The 19913-nt window shown below is 61.1% G+C and carries 18 protein-coding genes; 5 read left to right on the top strand and 13 right to left on the bottom strand.

From position 1 onward, the window contains the following. Window positions 1–375: 375 nt before the first annotated feature. From L0976_RS21170 to L0976_RS21150, 5 genes are read right to left on the bottom strand one after another with little or no spacing between them, the layout of a single operon-like run. Window positions 376–1803, bottom strand: a complete 1428-nt coding sequence (locus L0976_RS21170; protein ID WP_234189182.1) for an aldehyde dehydrogenase family protein — start codon at window positions 1801–1803, stop codon at window positions 376–378. After that, window positions 1787–2587 carry an amino acid ABC transporter ATP-binding protein gene (locus L0976_RS21165; RefSeq protein ID WP_023513032.1) on the bottom strand — a complete coding sequence of 267 codons (801 nt, stop codon included), beginning with the start codon at window positions 2585–2587 and terminating at the stop codon, window positions 1787–1789. Before L0976_RS21165 ends, L0976_RS21170 begins: the two co-directional genes overlap by 17 nt. Next, the gene (locus tag L0976_RS21160) at window positions 2584–3477 is read right to left on the bottom strand and encodes an amino acid ABC transporter permease (RefSeq protein ID WP_234189181.1); all 894 of its coding nucleotides are present in this window, start codon (window positions 3475–3477) and stop codon (window positions 2584–2586) included. The genes L0976_RS21165 and L0976_RS21160 overlap by 4 nt, the downstream gene beginning before the upstream one ends. Continuing rightward, the gene (locus tag L0976_RS21155; RefSeq protein WP_234189180.1) at window positions 3477–4313 is read right to left on the bottom strand and encodes an ABC transporter substrate-binding protein; all 837 of its coding nucleotides are present in this window, start codon (window positions 4311–4313) and stop codon (window positions 3477–3479) included. The genes L0976_RS21160 and L0976_RS21155 overlap by 1 nt, the downstream gene beginning before the upstream one ends. After that, window positions 4313–5554 carry an alanine--glyoxylate aminotransferase family protein gene (locus L0976_RS21150; RefSeq protein ID WP_306414951.1) on the bottom strand — a complete coding sequence of 414 codons (1242 nt, stop codon included), beginning with the start codon at window positions 5552–5554 and terminating at the stop codon, window positions 4313–4315. The genes L0976_RS21155 and L0976_RS21150 overlap by 1 nt, the downstream gene beginning before the upstream one ends. Before the next feature lie 195 nt (window positions 5555–5749). On the opposite strand from L0976_RS21150, the gene L0976_RS21145 reads away from it, so the two are divergent. Then, window positions 5750–6643, top strand: coding sequence for an IclR family transcriptional regulator (locus tag L0976_RS21145; RefSeq protein ID WP_023513036.1), 894 nt, complete (start codon window positions 5750–5752; stop codon window positions 6641–6643). A gap of 18 nt (window positions 6644–6661) precedes the next feature. On the opposite strand, the gene hydA is transcribed toward L0976_RS21145, so the two are convergent. The 8 genes from hydA to L0976_RS21105 all read right to left on the bottom strand — a co-directional run bounded on the left by hydA (window position 6662) and on the right by L0976_RS21105 (window position 15563). Beyond that, entirely contained in the window at window positions 6662–8056 is a 1395-nt protein-coding gene (gene hydA / locus L0976_RS21140) for a dihydropyrimidinase (RefSeq protein ID WP_023513037.1), read from the bottom strand. Window positions 8057–8115: 59 nt separating this feature from the next. Beyond that, a complete protein-coding gene (locus tag L0976_RS21135; RefSeq protein WP_023513038.1) occupies window positions 8116–8853 on the bottom strand; it encodes an SDR family NAD(P)-dependent oxidoreductase in 738 nt (245 codons plus the stop codon). 29 nt (window positions 8854–8882) lie between these two features. Next, window positions 8883–9734, bottom strand: coding sequence for an ABC transporter permease (locus L0976_RS21130; RefSeq protein WP_023513039.1), 852 nt, complete (start codon window positions 9732–9734; stop codon window positions 8883–8885). Further along, window positions 9731–10663, bottom strand: a complete 933-nt coding sequence (locus L0976_RS21125) for an ABC transporter permease (RefSeq protein WP_023513040.1) — start codon at window positions 10661–10663, stop codon at window positions 9731–9733. Before L0976_RS21125 ends, L0976_RS21130 begins: the two co-directional genes overlap by 4 nt. Before the next feature lie 144 nt (window positions 10664–10807). Next, on the bottom strand, window positions 10808–11986 hold the full coding sequence (locus L0976_RS21120; protein ID WP_023513041.1) for a PotD/PotF family extracellular solute-binding protein: 1179 nt from the start codon (window positions 11984–11986) through the stop codon (window positions 10808–10810). A gap of 147 nt (window positions 11987–12133) precedes the next feature. Next, window positions 12134–13270 (bottom strand): ABC transporter ATP-binding protein, encoded by a 1137-nt coding sequence (locus L0976_RS21115; RefSeq protein ID WP_234189179.1) that lies wholly within the window; start codon window positions 13268–13270, stop codon window positions 12134–12136. A gap of 2 nt (window positions 13271–13272) precedes the next feature. Continuing rightward, window positions 13273–14022, bottom strand: a complete 750-nt coding sequence (locus tag L0976_RS21110; RefSeq protein WP_234189178.1) for an SDR family NAD(P)-dependent oxidoreductase — start codon at window positions 14020–14022, stop codon at window positions 13273–13275. Window positions 14023–14117: 95 nt separating this feature from the next. Continuing rightward, a complete protein-coding gene (locus tag L0976_RS21105) occupies window positions 14118–15563 on the bottom strand; it encodes an amidohydrolase family protein (RefSeq protein WP_234189177.1) in 1446 nt (481 codons plus the stop codon). Window positions 15564–15934: 371 nt separating this feature from the next. Here L0976_RS21105 and L0976_RS21100 point away from each other — a divergent pair, with 371 nt between their 5' ends. From L0976_RS21100 to puuE, 4 genes are all read left to right on the top strand, one after another. Further along, complete coding sequence (locus L0976_RS21100) at window positions 15935–17200, top strand: amidohydrolase family protein (protein WP_234189176.1); 1266 nt, start codon at window positions 15935–15937, stop codon at window positions 17198–17200. Between the two features lie 36 nt (window positions 17201–17236). Then, window positions 17237–17596, top strand: coding sequence for a RidA family protein (locus L0976_RS21095; RefSeq protein ID WP_023513046.1), 360 nt, complete (start codon window positions 17237–17239; stop codon window positions 17594–17596). 185 nt (window positions 17597–17781) lie between these two features. Continuing rightward, on the top strand, window positions 17782–18966 hold the full coding sequence (locus L0976_RS21090) for a hydantoinase/carbamoylase family amidase (RefSeq protein ID WP_234189175.1): 1185 nt from the start codon (window positions 17782–17784) through the stop codon (window positions 18964–18966). A 10-nt stretch (window positions 18967–18976) separates the two neighbouring features. Next, entirely contained in the window at window positions 18977–19903 is a 927-nt protein-coding gene (puuE, locus tag L0976_RS21085; RefSeq protein WP_023513048.1) for an allantoinase PuuE, read from the top strand. The last annotated feature ends 10 nt before the right edge of the window (window positions 19904–19913 follow it).

Below are 19913 nucleotides of genomic sequence, written 5' to 3'. Positions count from 1 at the left end.
CCTCATATAACGTGCCTTCGACGGAGAGGTGGTCGGTGGACAACAGGCTCTTAACCTTGGGTTGGTCTAGGAATCGCGGCCAGGAACTTCTTGGCGATGTCGCCTTCGAGCAGTTGATCCCGGTCTTCTAAATCACCGAATGGTCCACGCCGCATGTCGATACCAATGCCGACGAACCAGCGGAACAAGAGGCATAATCTGACGCTCTATCAGCAGCGGTGCAGAGCGGATGGAATATATGGCTTGCAGCATGGCCGGCAGTAGCTTCTCCGGCGCGATCGGCGGCGACCGATTGGCGAAAAGATCGCCAAAAATTTCCTTTCCAGAGCAGCAAGCGCGTCGTTCTCGATCAGTTGGACCGACCGCACACGATGATCACACCGGCTGATGGATGGTTTTGATTTCGAGAAAATCCTCCAGCCCAAAGATGCCCCCCTCGCGGCCATTGCCGGATTGCTTGAAGCCACCGAAGGGGCTGCCGTAGCGGTGTGGGCCACCATTGATGTGCACCATCCCGGCGCGAATGCGGGCGGCGACGCGCTCGGCGCGTCCCGGATTGCCCGTTTGCACATAGGCGGCAAGGCCATAGGAGGTGTCGTTAGCAATAGCAATCGCTTCCTCTTCCGTGTCGAAGGGAATGATTGAGAGAACCGGGCCGAATACTTCCTCGCGGGCAATGCGCATCTCGTTGTTGACGTCGGCGAAGATCGTCGGCTTCACGAAATAGCCCGTTTCAAAACCCTCCGGCTTGCCTGGCCCGCCGACAATGAGGCGCGCCCCTTCGGCAACGCCCGCCTCGATTAGCGCCTGAACGCGGCCGAACTGGATATGCGAAACGAGCGGGCCAATGTGCTCGCCTTCCTCCTCGGGATTGCCAACCTTGGTCGCCTTGCCGATGCGCTCGGCGATCTCGACCACCTTGTCGTATACCGACCGTTCGACAAGCATGCGCGTCGGCGCATCGCAGGATTGGCCGGAATTGTTGAAGCATTCGCGTATGCTGCCGGCCACGCGATCCTCTAAGTCCGCATCTGCGAAGACGAGGTTCGGCGATTTGCCGCCGAGTTCCAGCGTCACTCGCTTGACCGTATCTGCAGCATCTTTGCTCACGGCAATGCCGGCGCGGGTGGAGCCGGTGAAAGACATCATATCGATATCTTCGTTCTTGGAGAGTGCCGCCCCGCATTCGAATCCGTCACCGTTGACGAGGTTGAACGAGCCCGCCGGGAAGCCCGATTCATGCACCATTTCCGCATAAAGCAGCGCATTCAAGGGGGTGAATTCGCTCGGCTTCAGGATACAGGTGGAGCCGGTCGCCAGCGCCGGCACCACCTTCAGTGCAATCTGGTTGATCGGCCAGTTCCAGGGCGTGATTAGGCCGCAGACGCCGATCGGCTCGCGCAGGAGCACGTCGCCGTTCGGCAGCCGGTCGCGGGTCTTCAGACGCTTCAACGCGTCGATGAAGCCCTGGAGGTGGCCGACGCCGACATCGGCCTGCTGTTCGCGCGTCATGGTCTTCGGCGCGCCGAGTTCCATGGTGATCGTGTCGACCATCTCATCGTAGCGGCGCTTGTAGACGGCGAGCAGTTTTTCGAGCAGCGCCAGCCGCTCCTCGACGCTTGTTTGGCTGTAGGTTACAAAGGCCCTCTTGGCGGCGGCAACGGCGCGGTCGATATCCTCGGCCGTGCCCATGGAAATCACCGCGATTGGCTTCTCCGTCGCCGGATTGATTACCTCGAGGTCATTGGGCTTAAGAGGCTCCACCCACTGGCCATCGATGTAGAATTTACGTTGATTGCGCATCTGAGTCTCCGCTCCCAGCCCGCGATCCGCTGAGGGCACTTAGAAAGGTCTTGAGGCGTGGTTCATGGGGTTTAGTAAGCATGCGCTCCGGAGAGCCGACCTCAAGGATCCGGCCGTCCGCCATGAAGACAACCCGATCCGAGACATCCCGTGCAAAATTCAGTTCATGGGTCGCAACGACCATGGTGATCCCGGTTGTTGCCACCTCCTGCATAACTTTAAGGACCTCTCCCACAAGCTCCGGGTCAAGCGCGGAGGTCGGTTCGTCAAACAACAGGACTTGCGGGTTCATGGCCATCGCCCTGGCGATCGCCACACGCTGCTGTTGGCCGCCGGAGAGTTCGGCAGGATAGGACTTAAGCTTCTGGCTGAGACCCACGCGAGCGAGGAGATCTCTCGCTGTTCCCAGTGCCTGGGCCGGGGCTTGTCCCAAGACTTCGACCGGCCCGAGAGCAACGTTCTGTTCGGCAGTCAAATGGGCGAAGAGATTGAAACGTTGGAACACCATGCCAGTCGCGCGGCGCTGGAAGGCAATCTCGTGCTCGTCCAGGGGCAGGATACGCTCTCCGACAACGCGAAAGCCGGCAAGCTCGCCATTCACCCAGAGCGCGCCACTGTTGATCGATTCCAGCTGGTTGATGCATCGCAAGAATGTGGTCTTCCCCGAGCCCGAGGGACCTATGATGCAGACCACCTCCCCTTTCGCAATGTCGAGATTGATGCCCTTGAGAACCTCGAACGCTCCGAAGCTTTTCGAGAGATTTACAGCGGAAACGACGTTCATAGCCTCCCTCCCCGTCTGAAGCCGCGCCCAAACCGTCTTTCCAGTTGATACTGTCCGACCGACAAAATTGATGTGACGACGAGATACCAAAACGCTGACACGAGCAGCATTTCTATGACTTTAAAGTTGTAGAAATAAATCGACTGCATGACGAAGATTAACTCGCCGAAGCCGACGATGCTGGCGAGCGACGTGTTTTTCGTCATTCCGATAAATTCGTTGCCGAGGGGCGGAATAATGACGCGCATCGCCTGCGGGAAGATTACTTTCCGCAAGGTCTTGCCTCTCGTCATGCCAATCGCTTTTGCCGCTTCATACTGTCCGGTATCGACCGACAGCAACCCCGAACGAATAATCTCCGACATGTAGGCGCCGGCATTCAGTCCAAGTCCGATCGCCGCCGCAGCGAACGGTCCCATCAGATCGACAGTTTGCCAAGAGCCCAAGCCCGGAAACCCGACGACCGGGAACACCAATGCAAGATTGTACCATAGAAGCAGCTGGAGGAGTTGTGGCGTGCCGCGAAAAAGCCAGACATATGTCTTGCAAATCCAGCGCGTGACGGGATTGTGCGAACCGAACCCCACGGCAAGCAATACCGCGACTGACAATCCGATCATCATGGCAACGAGAGTCATCAGGATTGTGAAGCCCAGTCCGACGATGGTGATTCGTGCCAGCAGATATTCCCAGACCACGCTCCAGTCGATCTGCGCATCAGCAAAAGCTCTGAAAACGAAGATCGCAAATGCGATGGCGAGCGCGCCCAGCAATAATCGTAGCGGTCGGAACCGCCTGATACGCACAGCTTCGGCAATATCAAGGCGCGGCAACGAAGCTGGCATAGCCGCAACCGCTCCTGAACCGCGATGTTGCGTGGTCACGGCCATCACTCCGGATCTTTGTTAATCGTTGGCGTCGGATAAGCCGCGGTGGTCAGCTTCCACTTCTCAAGGAGCTTAGCATAGGTACCGTCTTCGAACTTTCGCATGGTGGCCCAGAAGAAAGCGTCGCGCAGGACGGTATCATCTTTGCGGAATGCAATGCCTTGGAAGGTCACGTGGATTGGCTCCCCGACCAGCTTCATCGCCCCCTTCTCCTGTTCGAGGATCAGGTCGATACCTTCCAGCGACTGCACCGCAGCCTGCGCCCGCCCTTGCTTCAGGTTGATAATCTGCTGACCAAGATTGTTGTCGAGAATGATCTTCAATGGCGGCTTGCCATTGTCGTCGCAGGTCTTTTGGGCCCACTTCTTCAGCTCGTCTGGCATCGAGGTGCCCAGGCTGACAGTTGCAGTATGGCCGCAAAGGTCCGACGGCTGCGAAATTGGGCCATCGGTCATCGCGTAGATTTGCGTCCCTGATTTCAGATAATCAATGAAGTCGGCTGTGGCGCGCCGCTCTGGCAGGTCAGAGATACCGCTCATGATCAGGTCGACACGTTTGGATATGAGCGCCGGAATCATTTGCTCGAACGCGCCATCCACCCATTCAGTCTCAAGCCCGAGTTCGGACGCGATGGCGTTGCCAAGATCGATATCGAACCCGATAAGCTCATTGGTCTTTGGGTCGCGCATCTCCATGGGCGGAAACCCGGCGTTGACGGCAATACGGACCTTCTTTGCGGTCGCTATGCGGTCGGGAACAGCTGGCTGTTCGGTGGCCCGTGCCGCACTGCCGTGGAAAAATGCCGCGCAGAGCAGCACTGGGACCAAATACTTCTTCATTATAGAACCCCTCTCTTCTGAGTTGAAATTTCTACAACCGGAACGGCAGCCGGTTGCGGCTTCTGCCTGGAGAGGCCTTCAAGCGCGACAAGCGCCGCCTCAATGCCGCCGGGTTTGCAGGCAACCCCGATGGCGCGCATGCCAAGTTCAAGACACCCCAGGGCGCCTATAAGCTGCGGCGCACCGACATGACCCATGTGTCCGATCCGAATTGCCATGCCTTCCAAGGCACCGATGCCCTCACCGAAGAGGACGCCGAACGTTTGTTTGCAGTAGTCGACAAGAGGCCGCGCTGTGCCTTCAGGCACGCGCATGACGGTCACGGCCGCAGCCTGTTCACCGGGCGTCGACACGTTCAGTTCAACGCCTCCCGATAAGCTCCAACGACCCACGGCTGCGCGCGCCGCCTTGGCGAGCGCATCGTGGCGGGCGATTACCGTTGTTAGTCCCTCTTCCCGGATCAACTGGATTGCCGCTTGAAACCCAAACAATAGACTGACGGGCGGCGTGCCGGAATGCCAGAAGTAATGGTCAGCGCGGTCGCGCAGCGACCAGTCCCAATAGCTCGTTCGGAGTCCGGCCATGAGGTGCGCCTTGCGCGCCTTCTGACTCACGGCATGAAAGGCGAGCCCCGGGGGCGTCATAAGCGCCTTTTGAGAGGCCGCCACGGCAACATCGACTTTCCAGGCATCAAATTGGAAAATCGTAGACCCCAACGAGGCGATGCAGTCCACCATCAGCAGCCCGTCGTGTCCGGCGCTGTCGATAGCGCCGCGGATCGCCGGAATATCGTTGAGGACACCCGTCGCGGTGTCGACTTGCGTGGTAAGGATCGCGCGGATTCTGCCACTGGTATCGGCCCGAAGCCGATCCTTTAGGGCTTCGCAGTCGACCGCTCGCCTCCAACTCCCTGGAAGAATCTCGATGCTGAGTCCAAGCGTCTTTGCGGTCTCAGCCCAATGAGGTGCAAAAAGACCGGATTCAAGTGCCAGGACGCGGTCTCCACGGCTTAGCGTGTTGCAAAGCGCCGCCTCCCAGCCGCCATGACCGTTGGCGGTAAAAATATAGGGACGCTCCCTGGTGCCGAACAACTCTGAGAGACCTTGAAGGCAGTCCAGCGAAACGTCGTGCAGCGGGCCGTGATAGATATCGGTCGCAGGACGCGACAGAGCCTGAACGACGGCCCCAGGCAGTGTTGTCGGCCCTGGGATCATCAAAAGTTCCGTTCCTGATTTCAGCAACTGCTCGCTCCTCGCATCGCTCCCACTGCACTCATGTAACGTTCGCAATTAAATGTAGTCAACTCTATTTTTAGAGTGAACTATCTTTTTTGTGATGGCTCCCGAACGGCCGGAATTGTGAAATTTTCGCGCATTGGCTTGAATCCGAAATTTACTAGTGCGAAGGAAGTCGTTCCTTATGGAGAACGAAGCGCAATGCCTGATTCCAAAGAAGACACACGCTCCTCGGGTGCCGAGTTGCTTCATGATGGAGAGCACTGGCTGCTCCGCCCACATATGGCCGAGCAACCCTCGCGCAGCGGCCCGGGATTGGTACCCGCGCTGGAAAACACCATTGCCGTACTCCAGTACTTGAACGGAGCGGCGCCTCACGAAGCCTCCTTGGCGGAAATCGTCGCCGCGCTCGGCATTTCAAAAACCCACTGCCATTCCATTCTCAAGACACTGGTACATTTCGAATGGCTGAAATACGATCAGCGTTCTAAAACCTACCGGTTGCATTCCGGCATTTTCACCAGCGCTTCCAGCCTGCTCAATTCGCCCGTCTTGGATGCGGTCCGCCGTCATCTCACCGCGCTGGTCCATCGTGTTGACATACCCTGCCTGCTGACCCAGCCGATGAACGACGGGGCCTATATTGTCATCGACAAATTCAATGGCCCCACGAGCATGGAACTGTCCTTCCCCGTGGGTCACCGCTTCCCGCGCGACGCCTGCGCGCAAATGCGGGCTTATCTGGCGTGGCAGTCACCCGAGCGTATCGATGCCTGGTTCAGAAACTGGCAGCCAACCCGCTACACCTCGCGCAGCCCGCTAACGGAAGAAGACGTGCGGGCGGGCATAGAGGCAACCCGGCGGCGAGGTTATGCGGTCAGCAAGGGCGAATTCACCGAAGGCATCATGGCGATCGCCCTGCCGATCTTTGATCGGGACGGCGAGGTCTCCTATGTCTTCAATTGCTCCTTCATGATCGACCGTTTCCTGCCGCTCGAGGAATCGGTCGCGCGCGAAATGCTCGTGTCACTACGCGACATTCATCGCGACACGCTGGCGCGGCCACCAGCAGCGCCAGCTTTTACCGGACCGTGAAACACGGGTTTCCCGATGCTAACCGCTCGCCGCGCCCCTGCTGGCGGGCTGGCGCATGATATAGCGGCCCCGTCCAGGCGCGCCCCTGAACATTCCGTTCTCGATGATGACGTCCCCGCGTGACAGGACCGTGTGGACCCCGCCCTTGACCTGCTTGCCCTCGTACATCGTGTAGTCAACCGCCGAATGAAGCGCATCGACGCTGAGCCGGCGCTCGACAGCCGGATCCCACACCACGATATCCGCGTCGGCCCCGATCGCGATCGTGCCCTTGGCGGGGTAGAGGCCGAACAGCTTTGCCGGCGTGGTCGAGACGAGATCGACGAAACGGCTCGGCGTCAGCAATCCGCGCACAACGCCTTGCCAAACCAGCACCATGCGCTCTTCGATGCCCGGCGCTCCGTTGGGGATCAGGCGGAAATCGTCCCTGCCGATGTCCTTGCCACCCTTAAACATGAAAGGCCCGTGATCGGACGAGACGACCTGGAGGTCGCCACAGCTCAATGCCTCCCACAAGATATCGGGCTGGCCGGCGGTGCGCGGAGGCGGCGTGTAGATATATTTGCCGCCTTCGAAACCTGGCTGTTCGAACACTTCCTCGGTGATATGGAGGTAATGGCTGCAGGTCTCCGCCCGCACATTGACCTTGCGCGCCCGTCCGCGCCGGACTTCCTCAAGGGCTTCCGCACAGCTGACATGAACGATATACAGCGGCGCGCCTGCGATCTCCGCCAGTGCGATCGCGCGATTGGTCGCCTCCGCCTCCACGCGCGGCGGGCGACTGAGCGCATGATAGCGGGGCGAAAGCTTGCCCTCGGCGGCAAAGCGATCACGCAGGAATTCGACCGCATCGCCGTTTTCCGCGTGAACCATGACGACGACACCGCGCCGCGCCGCTTCGTCGAGCACCCGGATCATGGTCCCGTCATCCACCATCGTGTCGCCTTTGTAGGCCATGAACAGCTTGAAACTGGTCACGCCCTCAGCCGGCAGCGCACCCAGCTCGGACAGCGTCTTCTCCGACGGATCGGCGACGATGCTGTGGAGGGCGAAATCGATGACCGCTTTCGGATCGGCAAGCCGGCGATGTTCGGCCAGCGAAGCAAGAAGACCCTGTCCGCGAATCTGCGGGCAGAAATTGACGATACTCGTGGTGCCCCCATGAGCAGCGGCTACGGTTCCGGTGAAAAAGTCATCCGCGGTATCGGCGAGAACGCCGGGCGTCTGCAGATGGGTGTGGACATCCACGCCCCCGGGCATGATCAGCATGCCGCGCGCATTGATGACGCGCACGTCCGGCGGCGGCTTGATCCGGTCGGCGATCGCCGTGATCTTCCCGTCCCTGGTGGCGATATCGGCGAGAAACATATCGCTAGCCGTCACCACCGTTCCATTTTGAATAACTGCGTCCACGCGCAAATTCCTCCCTTGCTTGGCAGTTTCAGGCGCGCCGTCCGCGGCGCGTCCTGGCGTTATCGCGCGGTGTATCCGCCGTCGGCCACGAACGTGGCGCCGGTGACGAAGGACGCCTCACGTCCAAGAAGGAAGGCGATGACCGACGCGATCTCGGACGGGCGGGCAAGCCGCGCCATCGGAATGTTGCGCGCGGCGTCGTCGACGGTCAGGCCCAGCCGCTTCTGCTCCCGCTCCATCATCGGCGTGGCGACGCCGCCGGGCGCTACAGCATTGAAGCGCACGCCGCGGGTCGCATATTCCAGCGCCATCACCCGCACCAGGTTGATCACCCCGGCCTTGGCGGCGCCGTAGGCTGCAAGGCCCAGTTGACCGACGGTACCGAGTTCGGAGGCTACGGCGACGAAAGAGCCGGCGCCGGTTGCTTCCAGATGCGGAGCGGTCAGTTTGCCCAGCAGATAGACAGCGCGCAGGTTAACCCGTTGCACCTTATCCCAATCGTCGGATCGCGTTTCCGTCAGCGAAGCCGTCAGACTGATGCCGGCCACCGCGGCGACGGCGTTAAGCCGCCCTTCCGCCTCGATCACCTGCCGGACAGCCGCGGCCAGCGCCTCTTCGTCCGCGACGTCCACCGTAAGGCATCGCAGGTTGGCAGACGGTCCAAGGCGGGACAGCATCGCGCCGTCCCTGTCGAGCGCATAGGTAATGTAGCCCTTTCCAAGCAGATCGGCCGCCGTGGCGGCTCCAATGCCGGAGGCTGCGCCGGTCACGAGGGCAACGGGTTTATCGATGGTCACGGTTGTTTCTCCAGTCTTTTGCGAAAGAGTTATTGTCCGGCATGCGCATCGTTCTGGCCTGCGAGCATCAGGACGGTGTCGCGCCGGGATGCGCCGGTGCGGGCGAGATAGATGCCCGCGCAGGTGAAGGCGAGAATCGTGAGACAGAACATCACGGCCGAGACGGCGGCGATATCGCCCTTCAGGCCCTGCCTGACCGAGGCAAGGATATAGACGGGCAAGGTCGTACTGTTGGCCGTGCCAACGAATAGAGAGACGATCACGTCGTCGAAGGACAGCGTGAAGGCAAGAAGACCACCGACCAGAAAAGCCGGCATGAGCAGGGGAAGCGTCACGGTGAAGAAAGTGACCGTGGGCGTGGCGCCCAGATCGGCCGACGCCTCCTCGATCCTGCCATCCATTCCGGAAAGCCGCGCGCGAACGATGAACGCGACGATGGCGCTGCCGAACAGCGCGTGAGATATGGCGATACGCAGGATTCCGATCTGCAGGTCGATCTTGACGAACCAGGTCAGATAGGCGACCGCCTTCACGATCTCGGGAAAGGAAATAATCGTGAGCAACAGCAGGCTCAGTGGATAGGCGATGACCGCGGGCCGGCGCCCGAGGATCAGGCCGCTCATTCCTCCGACGACTAGGCTGAGAAGCGTGGAAAGAACGGCGACTGTCAGGCTGGTGCGCAGTGTGGCGAGGATATTGCCGTCCTCGAGAATGCGCCAGTACCAGCGCCATCCCGTAGCCTTCCACGCGATCAGATAATTGCCGGTGTTAAACGAATAGACCAAGACCGTCACGATGGGAAGCAACAGGAAGAAGACGACGGACAGCGACCAGGCGCCAAGCAGGACGGACTTTGCCGGGAGTGTGCGGAACGTGCTCATCGGGTCACCTTTCTGAAGAGCGTCGGAAGCCGCTGAAGACCCGATCCAACGGCGCTCATCGCCAGGACCGCGACCACCAGAACGAAAACCAGCGAAAGCGACATGGCGGAAGCCAGAGGCCAGTTTTCTCCCTGCAGGAACTGCGAATAGATCAGTGTTCCGACCATCATGCCTTTGGCCCCGCCCATCAGCTCCGGCGTCACGTAGTCGCCGGTCATCATGATGAAGACCACGGTCATCCCGGCCATGATGCCGGGATAAGTGAGCGGCAGCGTGATACTGAGGAAGGTTTCCCAGGGCCGGGCGTAGAGATCACGGCTGGCGTCCCGGTGATCGCGCGAAAGGCGCTCGATCGATACATAGATCGGCAGGATCATCACCGGCAGGAAATTGTACACCAGCCCGAGCAGCACGGCCGCCTGGGTGAAGAGAAGACCCTGGCCGGGGGCAAGCAGGTGCAGGCTCTGGAGGACGGCGGAAATATCGCCATTGGCACCAAGAAGAATGCGCCAGCCGAGCATGCGAAGCAGGTAGCTCGTCCAGAATGGCAGGATGACCAGCACGAGAAACCAGGGCTTCAGGCGTTCCGAACAGCGGGTGCTGATGAAATAGGCGACCGGGTAGCCGATCAGCAGGCACAACAGCGACCCCGCCAGCGCATTGCGCAGGCTGTCGGTAAAGACTAAACGGAAGGTGGGAGAGAAGACGCCGGCATAATTGTCGAGCGTCAGGCCTCCTGCGTCTGACAGCCCGCCATTGCTGCCCACGACATAGGGCGTCAGGCTCTGCACGGCGATCAGGACCACGGGAGCGATGAAAAAAGCGGCGTACAGCAAGAACGGCAGAAGCACTACGGCGAAGCTGAAGCCTGCTGCCTTCCGGCCTCCAAGAGTGGAGAATGCATTTGCCTGGACCGTTATCGAGGTCAACTCGCGGGCCTCCCTATCTGTTTGGAAATCGACCGATGGCGGGAGTCGCCACCTGATGGGCATCCCGCGTACAGCCGAGATCGCCTGAACGCGGGTGCTGGTTGCGTGTCCAGTCAACCCGAACGGGTTCCTGCTGACGGTGCTTTAATTGCGTGCCGCCGCCGCCTTCAGTTCGTTGAAGATCTGGATGCGCAGCGTGGGATTGGAGCCTTCCACCTTCTGGTAGATCAGGCGGTCGGTGACCCCTTCGGGAAACACGATCATGTCCTTGCGGACGAGATCGTCAGGCAGCTTCTCGATGACACCCTTTACGCCAGTGTCGTATCCGATATGGGCCACTTCGGCCGCGGCCACATCGGGATCCAGCATGTAGTTGATGAAGGCATGGGCGGCATCCGTGCTCTTGGAGCCGGACGGCACCGCGTAATGATCGCTCCACAGCACGCATTGCGGCTCCGGATAGACCCAGGTGTAGCTGTCGGGATCCTGTTCGAAGATATGGCGCGAGCTGCCGAGATAGCCCTGGCTAAGCACGTAATCGCCGTTCAGCAGTCCCTGCACAGGGTTGGCGTCGAATGCCTTGAGGTGCGGGATAAGGTCCCTCATCAGCACATCCTTTGCTTCGTTCAGGCGCTTCTCGTCGCCCGTGTTATAGTCCTTGCCTTCGCGCCAGAAGACGAGACCGAAGACGCTCGGCTGGTCGTTGAGGACGGAGAGACGGCGGCTTGCAACCTCGGAGGCGCCCACCCGAAAGAAATCGTCCCAGCTCTTGATCGGCTCCTTGATCACGGTGTTGTTGTAGAGAATTCCGATCGTGCCGAAATTCTTCATGACGGTGTACTGGTTGCCGGGATCGAATGGCAGATTGTGGAATTCGTCGCGCAAGTTTCCAAGATTCGGAAGCTTCGAATGATCTAGCTTCTGGATCAGTTTGCGATTAATCATCTGTTCCACATAGGCATCGCCCACGACGACGATGTCGTAGCCGGCGGAGCCGCCAGAGATTTCCAGCTTGGCGATGGCCGCTTCGACGGAATCGAAGGTGGCGATTTCGATGCGCGGACCGGCGCCCTTGGAAAAGGCGTCGAGCACGTCCGGGTTGGCGTAGTCCGCCCAGGAATAGATGAATAGCGTGTCGCCCAGATCGGCATCACCCTTCAGGCTGCGCGCTTTTTCGGCGAGATCCCCCTTGTCGGCGGCGATGGCAACGCCGTTGATGGACAGGGCGGCCACGCCTCCGGCAAAGGCCGCGAGGCGCAAGAAATTGCGCCGGGTCCAGTCCGCGGAGGCAAGCACGCGGATGTCATTGTGATTATCAGTCATGGACAGTCCCTCTCAGGTTTCAGTGACGGTTGACCGGTTGCCCCGGCTTTGCTTTTGCCCGCATCTGCCTCTTCGAAGACAAAGCGGGAAGGATCGCGGATGCACATGCGCGCATCCCCGACGATGTTGGGGAATGGTCTCGGCGCTTCAGTCGGCGAGCAGCGCGCCGTCACCGGATCTCCACGAGAGCCAGAGCGAACGGCCCGGTTCCGGGGCCAGTGCGCTGACAGCGCCATGGCTGGCCTCGACCAGGATTGGTTGCGGCAGACATGTCTTAATCCGGAGGACGTGTTTCGAACCCAGAAACGTGATTTCACTCACAACCCCGGCGAGGCGGGAGAGGCTTTCACCCTGCAATTCCGGCCGGTCCGCATGCAAAGCGATCTGCTCCGGCCGAACGACGATCGTGGCTGCCGTGCCGGGCGCTTCCGCGGGGAGAAAGACGCGGTCCCCTTCCTGCCCCAGTTCGAGAAAGCAACGCGCCATGGTGCAAACCGGTCCGCTGATGAAATTCGACTGCCCGACGAAATCGGCGACGAAGCGGGTGGCGGGCTGGTTGTAAAGTTCCAGTGGCGTCCCGGCCTGCTCCAGACGACCCGCGCGCATTACCGCGACGCGGTCCGACAAGGCAAAAGCCTCCTGCTGGTCATGAGTGACGAAAACGAAGGTGATACCGACCTCGCGCTGAATGCGGCGGAGTTCCTCCTGCATCGTGCCGCGAAGCTTCGCGTCGAGCGCCGCGAGTGGTTCGTCCAACAGCAGTACCTTCGGCTGATTGACCAGTGCGCGCGCGAGCGCGACGCGCTGCTGCTGCCCCCCGGACAACTGGTTCGGACGCCGCGAGACGTAGTCGTCGAGTTGGGCGAGCGCGACGACATCGGCAATCCGCTTGCGCCGTTCCTGGCGCGGGACCTTCTTGCGGCGCAGTCCGTACTCGATGTTCTCATAGACATCCATATGGGGGAACAGCGAATAGGACTGGAAGACCATGTTGACGTCGCGTCGGTAGGGCGGCACGGCGATGATGCTCTCTCCGTCCAGCAGCACATCGCCCTCGCTTGGATGCTCGAAGCCGCCGATCATGCGCAGGGCCGTCGTCTTGCCGCACCCGCTGGGGCCGAGCAGCGAGAAGAACTCGCCCTTCCCGATCGTCAGGTTGAGATCGCGAATGACCGTCAGCGCATGGGCGCCTTCACCGAAATGCTTGCTCACACCGCGGAAGCGAACCGCGTTTTGCTCACCTGCGTATGACTTTTTTGATCCGCTCGTCATTTCCATGGCCATGGTCAGATTCCCCTGAAATGTCCGCCGCTGACGTTCATGACCGCGCCGCTCGTCCAGCCTGATCCCGGTCCGAGTAGGAACGCGACCGCATTGGCGATCGGCTCCGGTCCGCCGAAGCCGAGCGGATGCGCATCGAGATAAGCCTTGCGGCCGGCCTCGGAATAGGCGGCGCCCGTATTGCCGGTCGGCCCCGGCGTGATGGCGTTGACGAGGATGCCGTCGGATTCGAGCTGGGCCGAGAGCGAGACGGTCAGTCCGATCAATCCCGCCTTTGCCGTGGAATAGGCCGGCGACAGATGCGGCGAGCCGATGCGGGCGGCAATCGAACTGATGAAGACGATCCGGCCGCGCCGCTGCGCCCGCATGGCCGGAATGACGGCGCGGGAGCAATACCAGGCGCCGTTGAGATCCACCTCGATCACATGGCGCCACTCGGCCGTGCCGATCTCCCAGGCGCGGCCGTGGGGTGCATCCAGGGCCGCGTTGTTGACGAGACCGTCGATGCGGCCGAACCGCTCGAGAATCTTTCCGGCGACGGCCTCGGCGTCTTCCGGCCGGGTGATGTCCAGGGTGAAGGCCGTGGCCGATCCGCCGGACGAAGTGATGCCAGCCGCGACCGCCTCCGCTCCGTCCGTCAAGATGTCCGTCACGATGACATGGCCGCCCTGGCGCGCAACTGTTTCGGCAATGGTCTTGCCAATACCGCGCGCGGCGCCGGTTACGATGATCACATGTTCCTTGAGCGGTCTCATGAACTGCGATCCGGACGGTAATGCGCGCTGTCCGGCAGAGCCCGGACGCGGGAGGTGATGGTCATGAGAAGATATCCTTTCAACAAGACGGTGGGTCACGCCCAACGATGTGAGGGTGGAGCGAGCTGGTCGATGGTGCGGCCGGCCCAATCGTTGCGCGGCACGCCTTTGACGGCGCGGCACTGCGCCTCGTAAAGGGCTGCTGCCGCTTCCGCCTCGTCGACGGTCAGCACGACGCCGTCCTTCACGACCTGGTCGCCATCGACGAAGACATGGCGGACCGCTCGGTCCGAGGCGGAGAAGACGAGAGAGCGCAGGGGATCCCTGCAGGGCTGCATCACGGGTGCGCGGCAATCCACCATCACCAGATCGGCCTTGGCGCCCGGTGCGATGCGGCCGATATCGGGACGGCGCAGCGCTTTCGCTCCGCCAACCGTGGCGGCGGCGAAAACATCGGCAAGCGTCGCATCCCGTGGATTGCTAGCCATGAGCCGGCCGGCGTAGATCGCAAGCCGCATTTCGTCCAGCATGTTGTTCGGATAGACATCGGTACCGATACCGAGGTTGACCCCCCGCTGGCGGTACAGTCCGATATGGTCGAGCATGATCCCCCGCCGCGCAAAAACAGTCGGACAATGGGCAACCGTCGCGCCGGCGCTCGCGATACTGCCGAGATCGTCGGTCTTCGGCCAATGCACCCAAGGATGATGATCGAGAAAGATGCCGTGCCCGATGATGGTACGCTCGGACAGGATGCCGATCTTTTTCATGAAGCCGATTGGCGTCAGTCCATGACGGCGCGTCATCTCGTGAAACTCGGTCAGCGACTGCCCCGCATGGGTCTGGAAGGGAATGTCGAGGCGGACGGCTTCCGCATGCGCATCCCGCAGCAGCTCTTCGTCGCAGGTATCGATCTGGGAAGGCGCCATCATACCGAAGAGGCGACCGGAGGGATGCCGCGCCGCCTGCGCAATTTCGGCAACGGCCCGCTCGAAGCCTTCGCGTCCCCTCGCGATGTCCCAGGCATAATCCAACCTGTGCCCGTTGTCCGTCACCCAGCGCGCCTGGCGGAACATCGGCGCGACACAGGCGCGGATGCCGGTCGCGGCGATCACATCCAGCCATCCCTCCGTCGGCACCGCGAGGTCGCAGATCGTGGTGACGCCGCTCCTCAGCAATTCGGCGAAGGCGACGCGATATGCTGCCTGCGTGCTGGCCAGATCGCGGTCGAGCACCATCAGATATTCGTAAAGGGAGGTATTATAGAAGCCGGGACTGCCGACCTCGTCCCAAAGCCCCTTGTTCAGCGGCTCCTCTCCAGGATGCGAATGGATGTTGACCAGACCCGGCATGACCATAAAGCCCTGCCCGTCCAGCACCTCCGCCCCGTCGGCCTCTAGATCGTCTCCGATGGCCACGATGGATCGACCGAAGGCGATGTCGGCGTCGCGCAGATAGACGTGCCCGCCCTGTTCGTCATCCCAAGAGACGACGCAATGGGCACGGCGAATAATCCTTGTTACTCCGTCCAGAGCAGCCATAGCTTACGTTCCGCATAAAGAATAGAATTCTTAATATGGATCATGGTCACGACGCGGCGGGCGATTGTCAAGATAATTTTTCGGCGAATTCGAGGGCGCAATACGCCGCGATTGTGTGGTTGACAAAACAATGAAAGCGACTATCGTTCCCGTAAATAGAACACAATTCTTTATACGGAACGCAAATGACTGAAACGAAGCCGTCGATCACCGTTATCCGCAATTGCGAGTGGTTGGTTGCCTGGGATGCCGCAAGCGCTTCGCATGTCTATGAGAACGATGGCGATTTCGCCTTTACTGGAAATCGCATAGTGCATGTAGGCAAGTCATATGACGGCCCGTTCGATGTAGAGATAGACGGCAGACGGCGAATGGTCATGCCCGGTTTCGTCAATCTCCACAGCCATCCCGGCCACGAACCCGGCTGGAAGGGTATGCTGGAGGAACTCGGCAGCCCGAAGCTGGGGCAAAGCTCGCTCTACGAGTTCATGCCCGTCTTCAACGTCGCCCCGGAATATGCGCGTCACGCCTGCCGCGTGGCGGTTTCCGAACTGCTGAAGAGCGGCGTCACGACAATCTGCGATCTTGGCGGCCCACGGGAAGGATGGGCCGAGGACTACGCCGCAATGGGTATCCGGGCGGTCCTCTGGACGATGTTCCGCTCAGGTCCCTGGTATACGAAGGACGGGCATTCGGTCGGCTACGATCTGGATTTCGCGCGGGGCGACCGTCTGCTTCGCGAGGCGATTGCAGCAGCGGACGAAGCGTCCGGTCATGCCAGCGGCCGCATCCAGGGCTTCATCGCGCCTGCCCAGGTCGATACCTGCAGCGAGGGCCAGATCCGGGATGCGTTGGCGGCGGCGCGCGAGCGCGGGCAGCCGATCCAGATCCATGCGGCCCAGTCCGTCATCGAATTTCAGGAAATCCTGAGGCGCTACGGCGAGACGCCCATCGGCTGGCTGGAGAAGATCGGGGCGCTTGGCGAGGATACGGTGATCGGTCACGGCATCTTTCTCAACGACCACCCTTTCTTGCACTATCCCCACGCGGACGACTTCGCGGTGCTCCGTGACAGCGGCGCCCAGGTCGCGCATTGCCCGGTGGTTTTCGCGCGGCGCGGCATCGCCATGAACACGCTGCACCGCTACCGGCAGGCGGGAATTCGTTGCGGCATCGGCACGGACACCTTCCCGCACAACATGCTCGATGAGCTGCGGATGGCCTGCTATGCCGGGCGCATCGTCGCGGGCAGCTTTACCGCCGCGAGCACGGCGGAGGCGTTCACGGCTGCGACATCTGGAGGCGCCGACATTATACGCCGACCCGATCTCGGCCGGCTGGCCCCCGGCTGCAAGGCCGATTTTTCGATCGTCGACATGACCAATCCTTACATGCAGCCCGATTACGAGCCGCTGCGGAGCCTGGTCTATTCTGCAAACGACAGAGCTATCCGTGACGTCTACGTGGACGGGGTGAAGCTGGTTGCCGACGGGCAGCTTGCGGCCTTCGAAATCGATGAAGACATCGAAATGCTGCGCAGGGCGCAACGCGAGGTCATCGCCAACGCACCGACGCGCGATTGGGCCGGCCGCTCTATCGAAGCGATGTCGCCCCGCGTCTTCCCCATCCGCTCGTAATAGCTGGATCTCTCCCACGACAACAGGAAAATTTGCATGTCCATCATTCGCCATCACAGCAGCAACCGTATGAGTCAGGTCGTTGAATTCCCGCTGAGCGGCACCATGGTCGTGCTTGCGGGGCAGGTATCTTCGGATCGCGACCTGGACGTTGCCGGGCAGACCGCCAATATCCTCGCCCGCGTCGATGCCTTGCTGGCCGAGGCTGGCACCGGTAAGGCCGCCATCACCCATGCATATATCTGGCTGAAGCACGGCACAGATTTCGATGCTATGAACAGCGTCTGGGACGTTTGGGTTGCGCCAGATGCCGCGCCCGCGCGGGCCTGCGTGGAGGCGCCGCTCGCCGATCCCCGCCTGCTCGTAGAGATCCAAGTCTTTGCACTGAAGCCCTGACCGTTTCCGGAAGTCCCTCCTCCCAAGGGCCGCCGAGCGCCCCGCCTCCTCCTTCACTGGAAGTGGCGGGGCTTTCTTACCCGATCCCAAGCCAGAAGCCCCGATTTACGTCAATGGAGACAATAATGACGGCCACTCCCCGCATCACCATAGACCCTGCCTTCGTCGAAAAGCTCATTCTCGACATGGCCCAGCACGGTTCCGACGGTGGAACCGGGGTCTCCCGCACGGTCTATTCCCCGGAATGGGTGGAGGCGACGAAGCTTTACGCCCGCTGGTGCGAGGAGGCCGGCCTGACCGCGAAGATGGACAGTGTCGGCAATGTCTGGGGCCGGCTGGGAGGAAGCGAGCCGGGCAAGTCGATCGTTTCGGGTTCACACATCGATTCACAGACGCCAGGCGGGCGCTACGACGGGATCCTTGGCGCGCTTGCGGCGCTGATTGCGCTGAAGGCGTTGAAGGAACAGTTCGGCCAGCCGAAGCGCACGTTGGAATGCGTCGCGTTCTGCGAAGAGGAATCGAGCCGGTTCCCCTCCGCCAATTTCTGGGGTTCGCGCGCCATCACCGGCGGCATCCGGACCGACGATCCGGAGACGACCATCGGCTTCGGCGGCGAGACGATCTCCAGCGCCATGCGAGAGGTGGGCCTCGATCCGGCGCTCATTCCGGAGGCCAGGCGCGCCGATATCGACAGTTTCGTTGAACTGCATATCGAACAGGGTCCGATCCTCGAACACGCGAATCTGCCGATTGCCGTGGTGACCGGCATTACCGGAATCCGCCACTACGAAATCGAACTGCGTGGCACACAGAACCATGCGGGCGCGTTCCCGATGGACCTGCGCCGCGATCCCATGGCGGGTTTCGCCGAGATAGTCTCTGGCGTGGTTGATACCGCCCATCGCTGGGGCCGTCCCGCCGTATCGACGGTCGGGCGCGTGCATGTGAAACCCAACGCAACGGCCATCATCCCGGACAGCGTGACCTTCACGCTGGACGCGCGCCACCCCGATCCGGATCTGTGCCAGAAACTCTACGACACCCATGAGGCCTTCATGCGGGAGGTGGCGAAACGACGTAACCTGGAGATCAGCTGGAAGATCATGATCGACCACCCGGCCTGCCCTTCCGATCCGACGCTTGTTTCGACTCTCAGGGCGGCGGCCGATACGCAGGGAGTGCCGACGATGCTGATGGCAAGCGGTGCCGGTCATGATTCGCAGCAGATGGCGAAGATTGCCAAGGTGGCGATGATCTTCGTACGCAGCAAGGACGGGCGCAGCCACACTCCGGACGAGTTTTCATCCATCGAAGACATCGTCGCCGGCATCGAGGTGCTCGCAGCCGGCCTTCATCGCCTGGCCTATTGAGGAGATCGGGATGTCCACATCACCTCTCAAGCCCCACCGCGACCTGCTCGGATTTGCCGGGCGACCGCCTGACCCGCAGTGGCCGAACGGCGCACGGCTGGCTATCCAGTTCGTCATCAATTACGAGGAAGGCGGGGAAAACTGCGTCCTCGACGGCGACGGCGGCTCCGAGGCCTTCCTCACGGAAGAGCCGACCTTGCCGCTTGCCGGGCAACGCAACATCAATGTTGAATCCCAATATGAATACGGCAGCCGCGCCGGTTTCTGGCGGCTGCATCGCCTTATGACCGAGCGTGGTCTTCCTGTCACCGTGTTCGGCATTGCCAATGCCCTGCGGAAAAATCCGGCCGCGGTCGCAGCCATGAAGGATGCTGGATGGGAAATCGCTTCGCATGGCCTTAAGTGGATCAACTATGCCGACATGCCAGAGGCCGAGGAACGCCGGCAGATTATCGAGGCGATCCGCATCCACACGGAAGCCACCGGCGAGCGGCCGCAGGGATGGTATACGGGCCGGATGAGCGTGAACACCCGGCGCATCCTGTCCGAGATCGGTGGTTTCGCCTACGATTCGGATTCCTTTTCGGATGACCTTCCATACTGGGTCAGCGACAATGGCAAACCTCAACTCGTGGTGCCCTACACGCTCGACAACAATGACGGGCGGTACGTTAACGGCTTCGGACTGCAGGCACAGGATTTCGCTACATACCTGACCCGGGCTTGCGACCTCCTGCGCCAGGAGGGGCGGACCCAGCCGAAGATGATGAATGTGGGCCTGCACTGCCGGATTGCCGGAAAGCCTGGACGTGCCGCCGATCTCGAGCGCTTTCTCGATCACGTCACAACACTGGAAGACGTGTGGGTGACGCGGCGGATCGACATTGCCTCGCACTGGCGAGCCGTCCATCCCGCTTCCGACGGGTGCGCGTCATGAGAAAGGGCGC

Source organism: Shinella sp. NM-101 (genome assembly GCF_021401195.1).
Lineage (GTDB): Bacteria > Pseudomonadota > Alphaproteobacteria > Rhizobiales > Rhizobiaceae > Shinella.
This window is presented reverse-complemented; position numbering and strand designations above follow the sequence as displayed.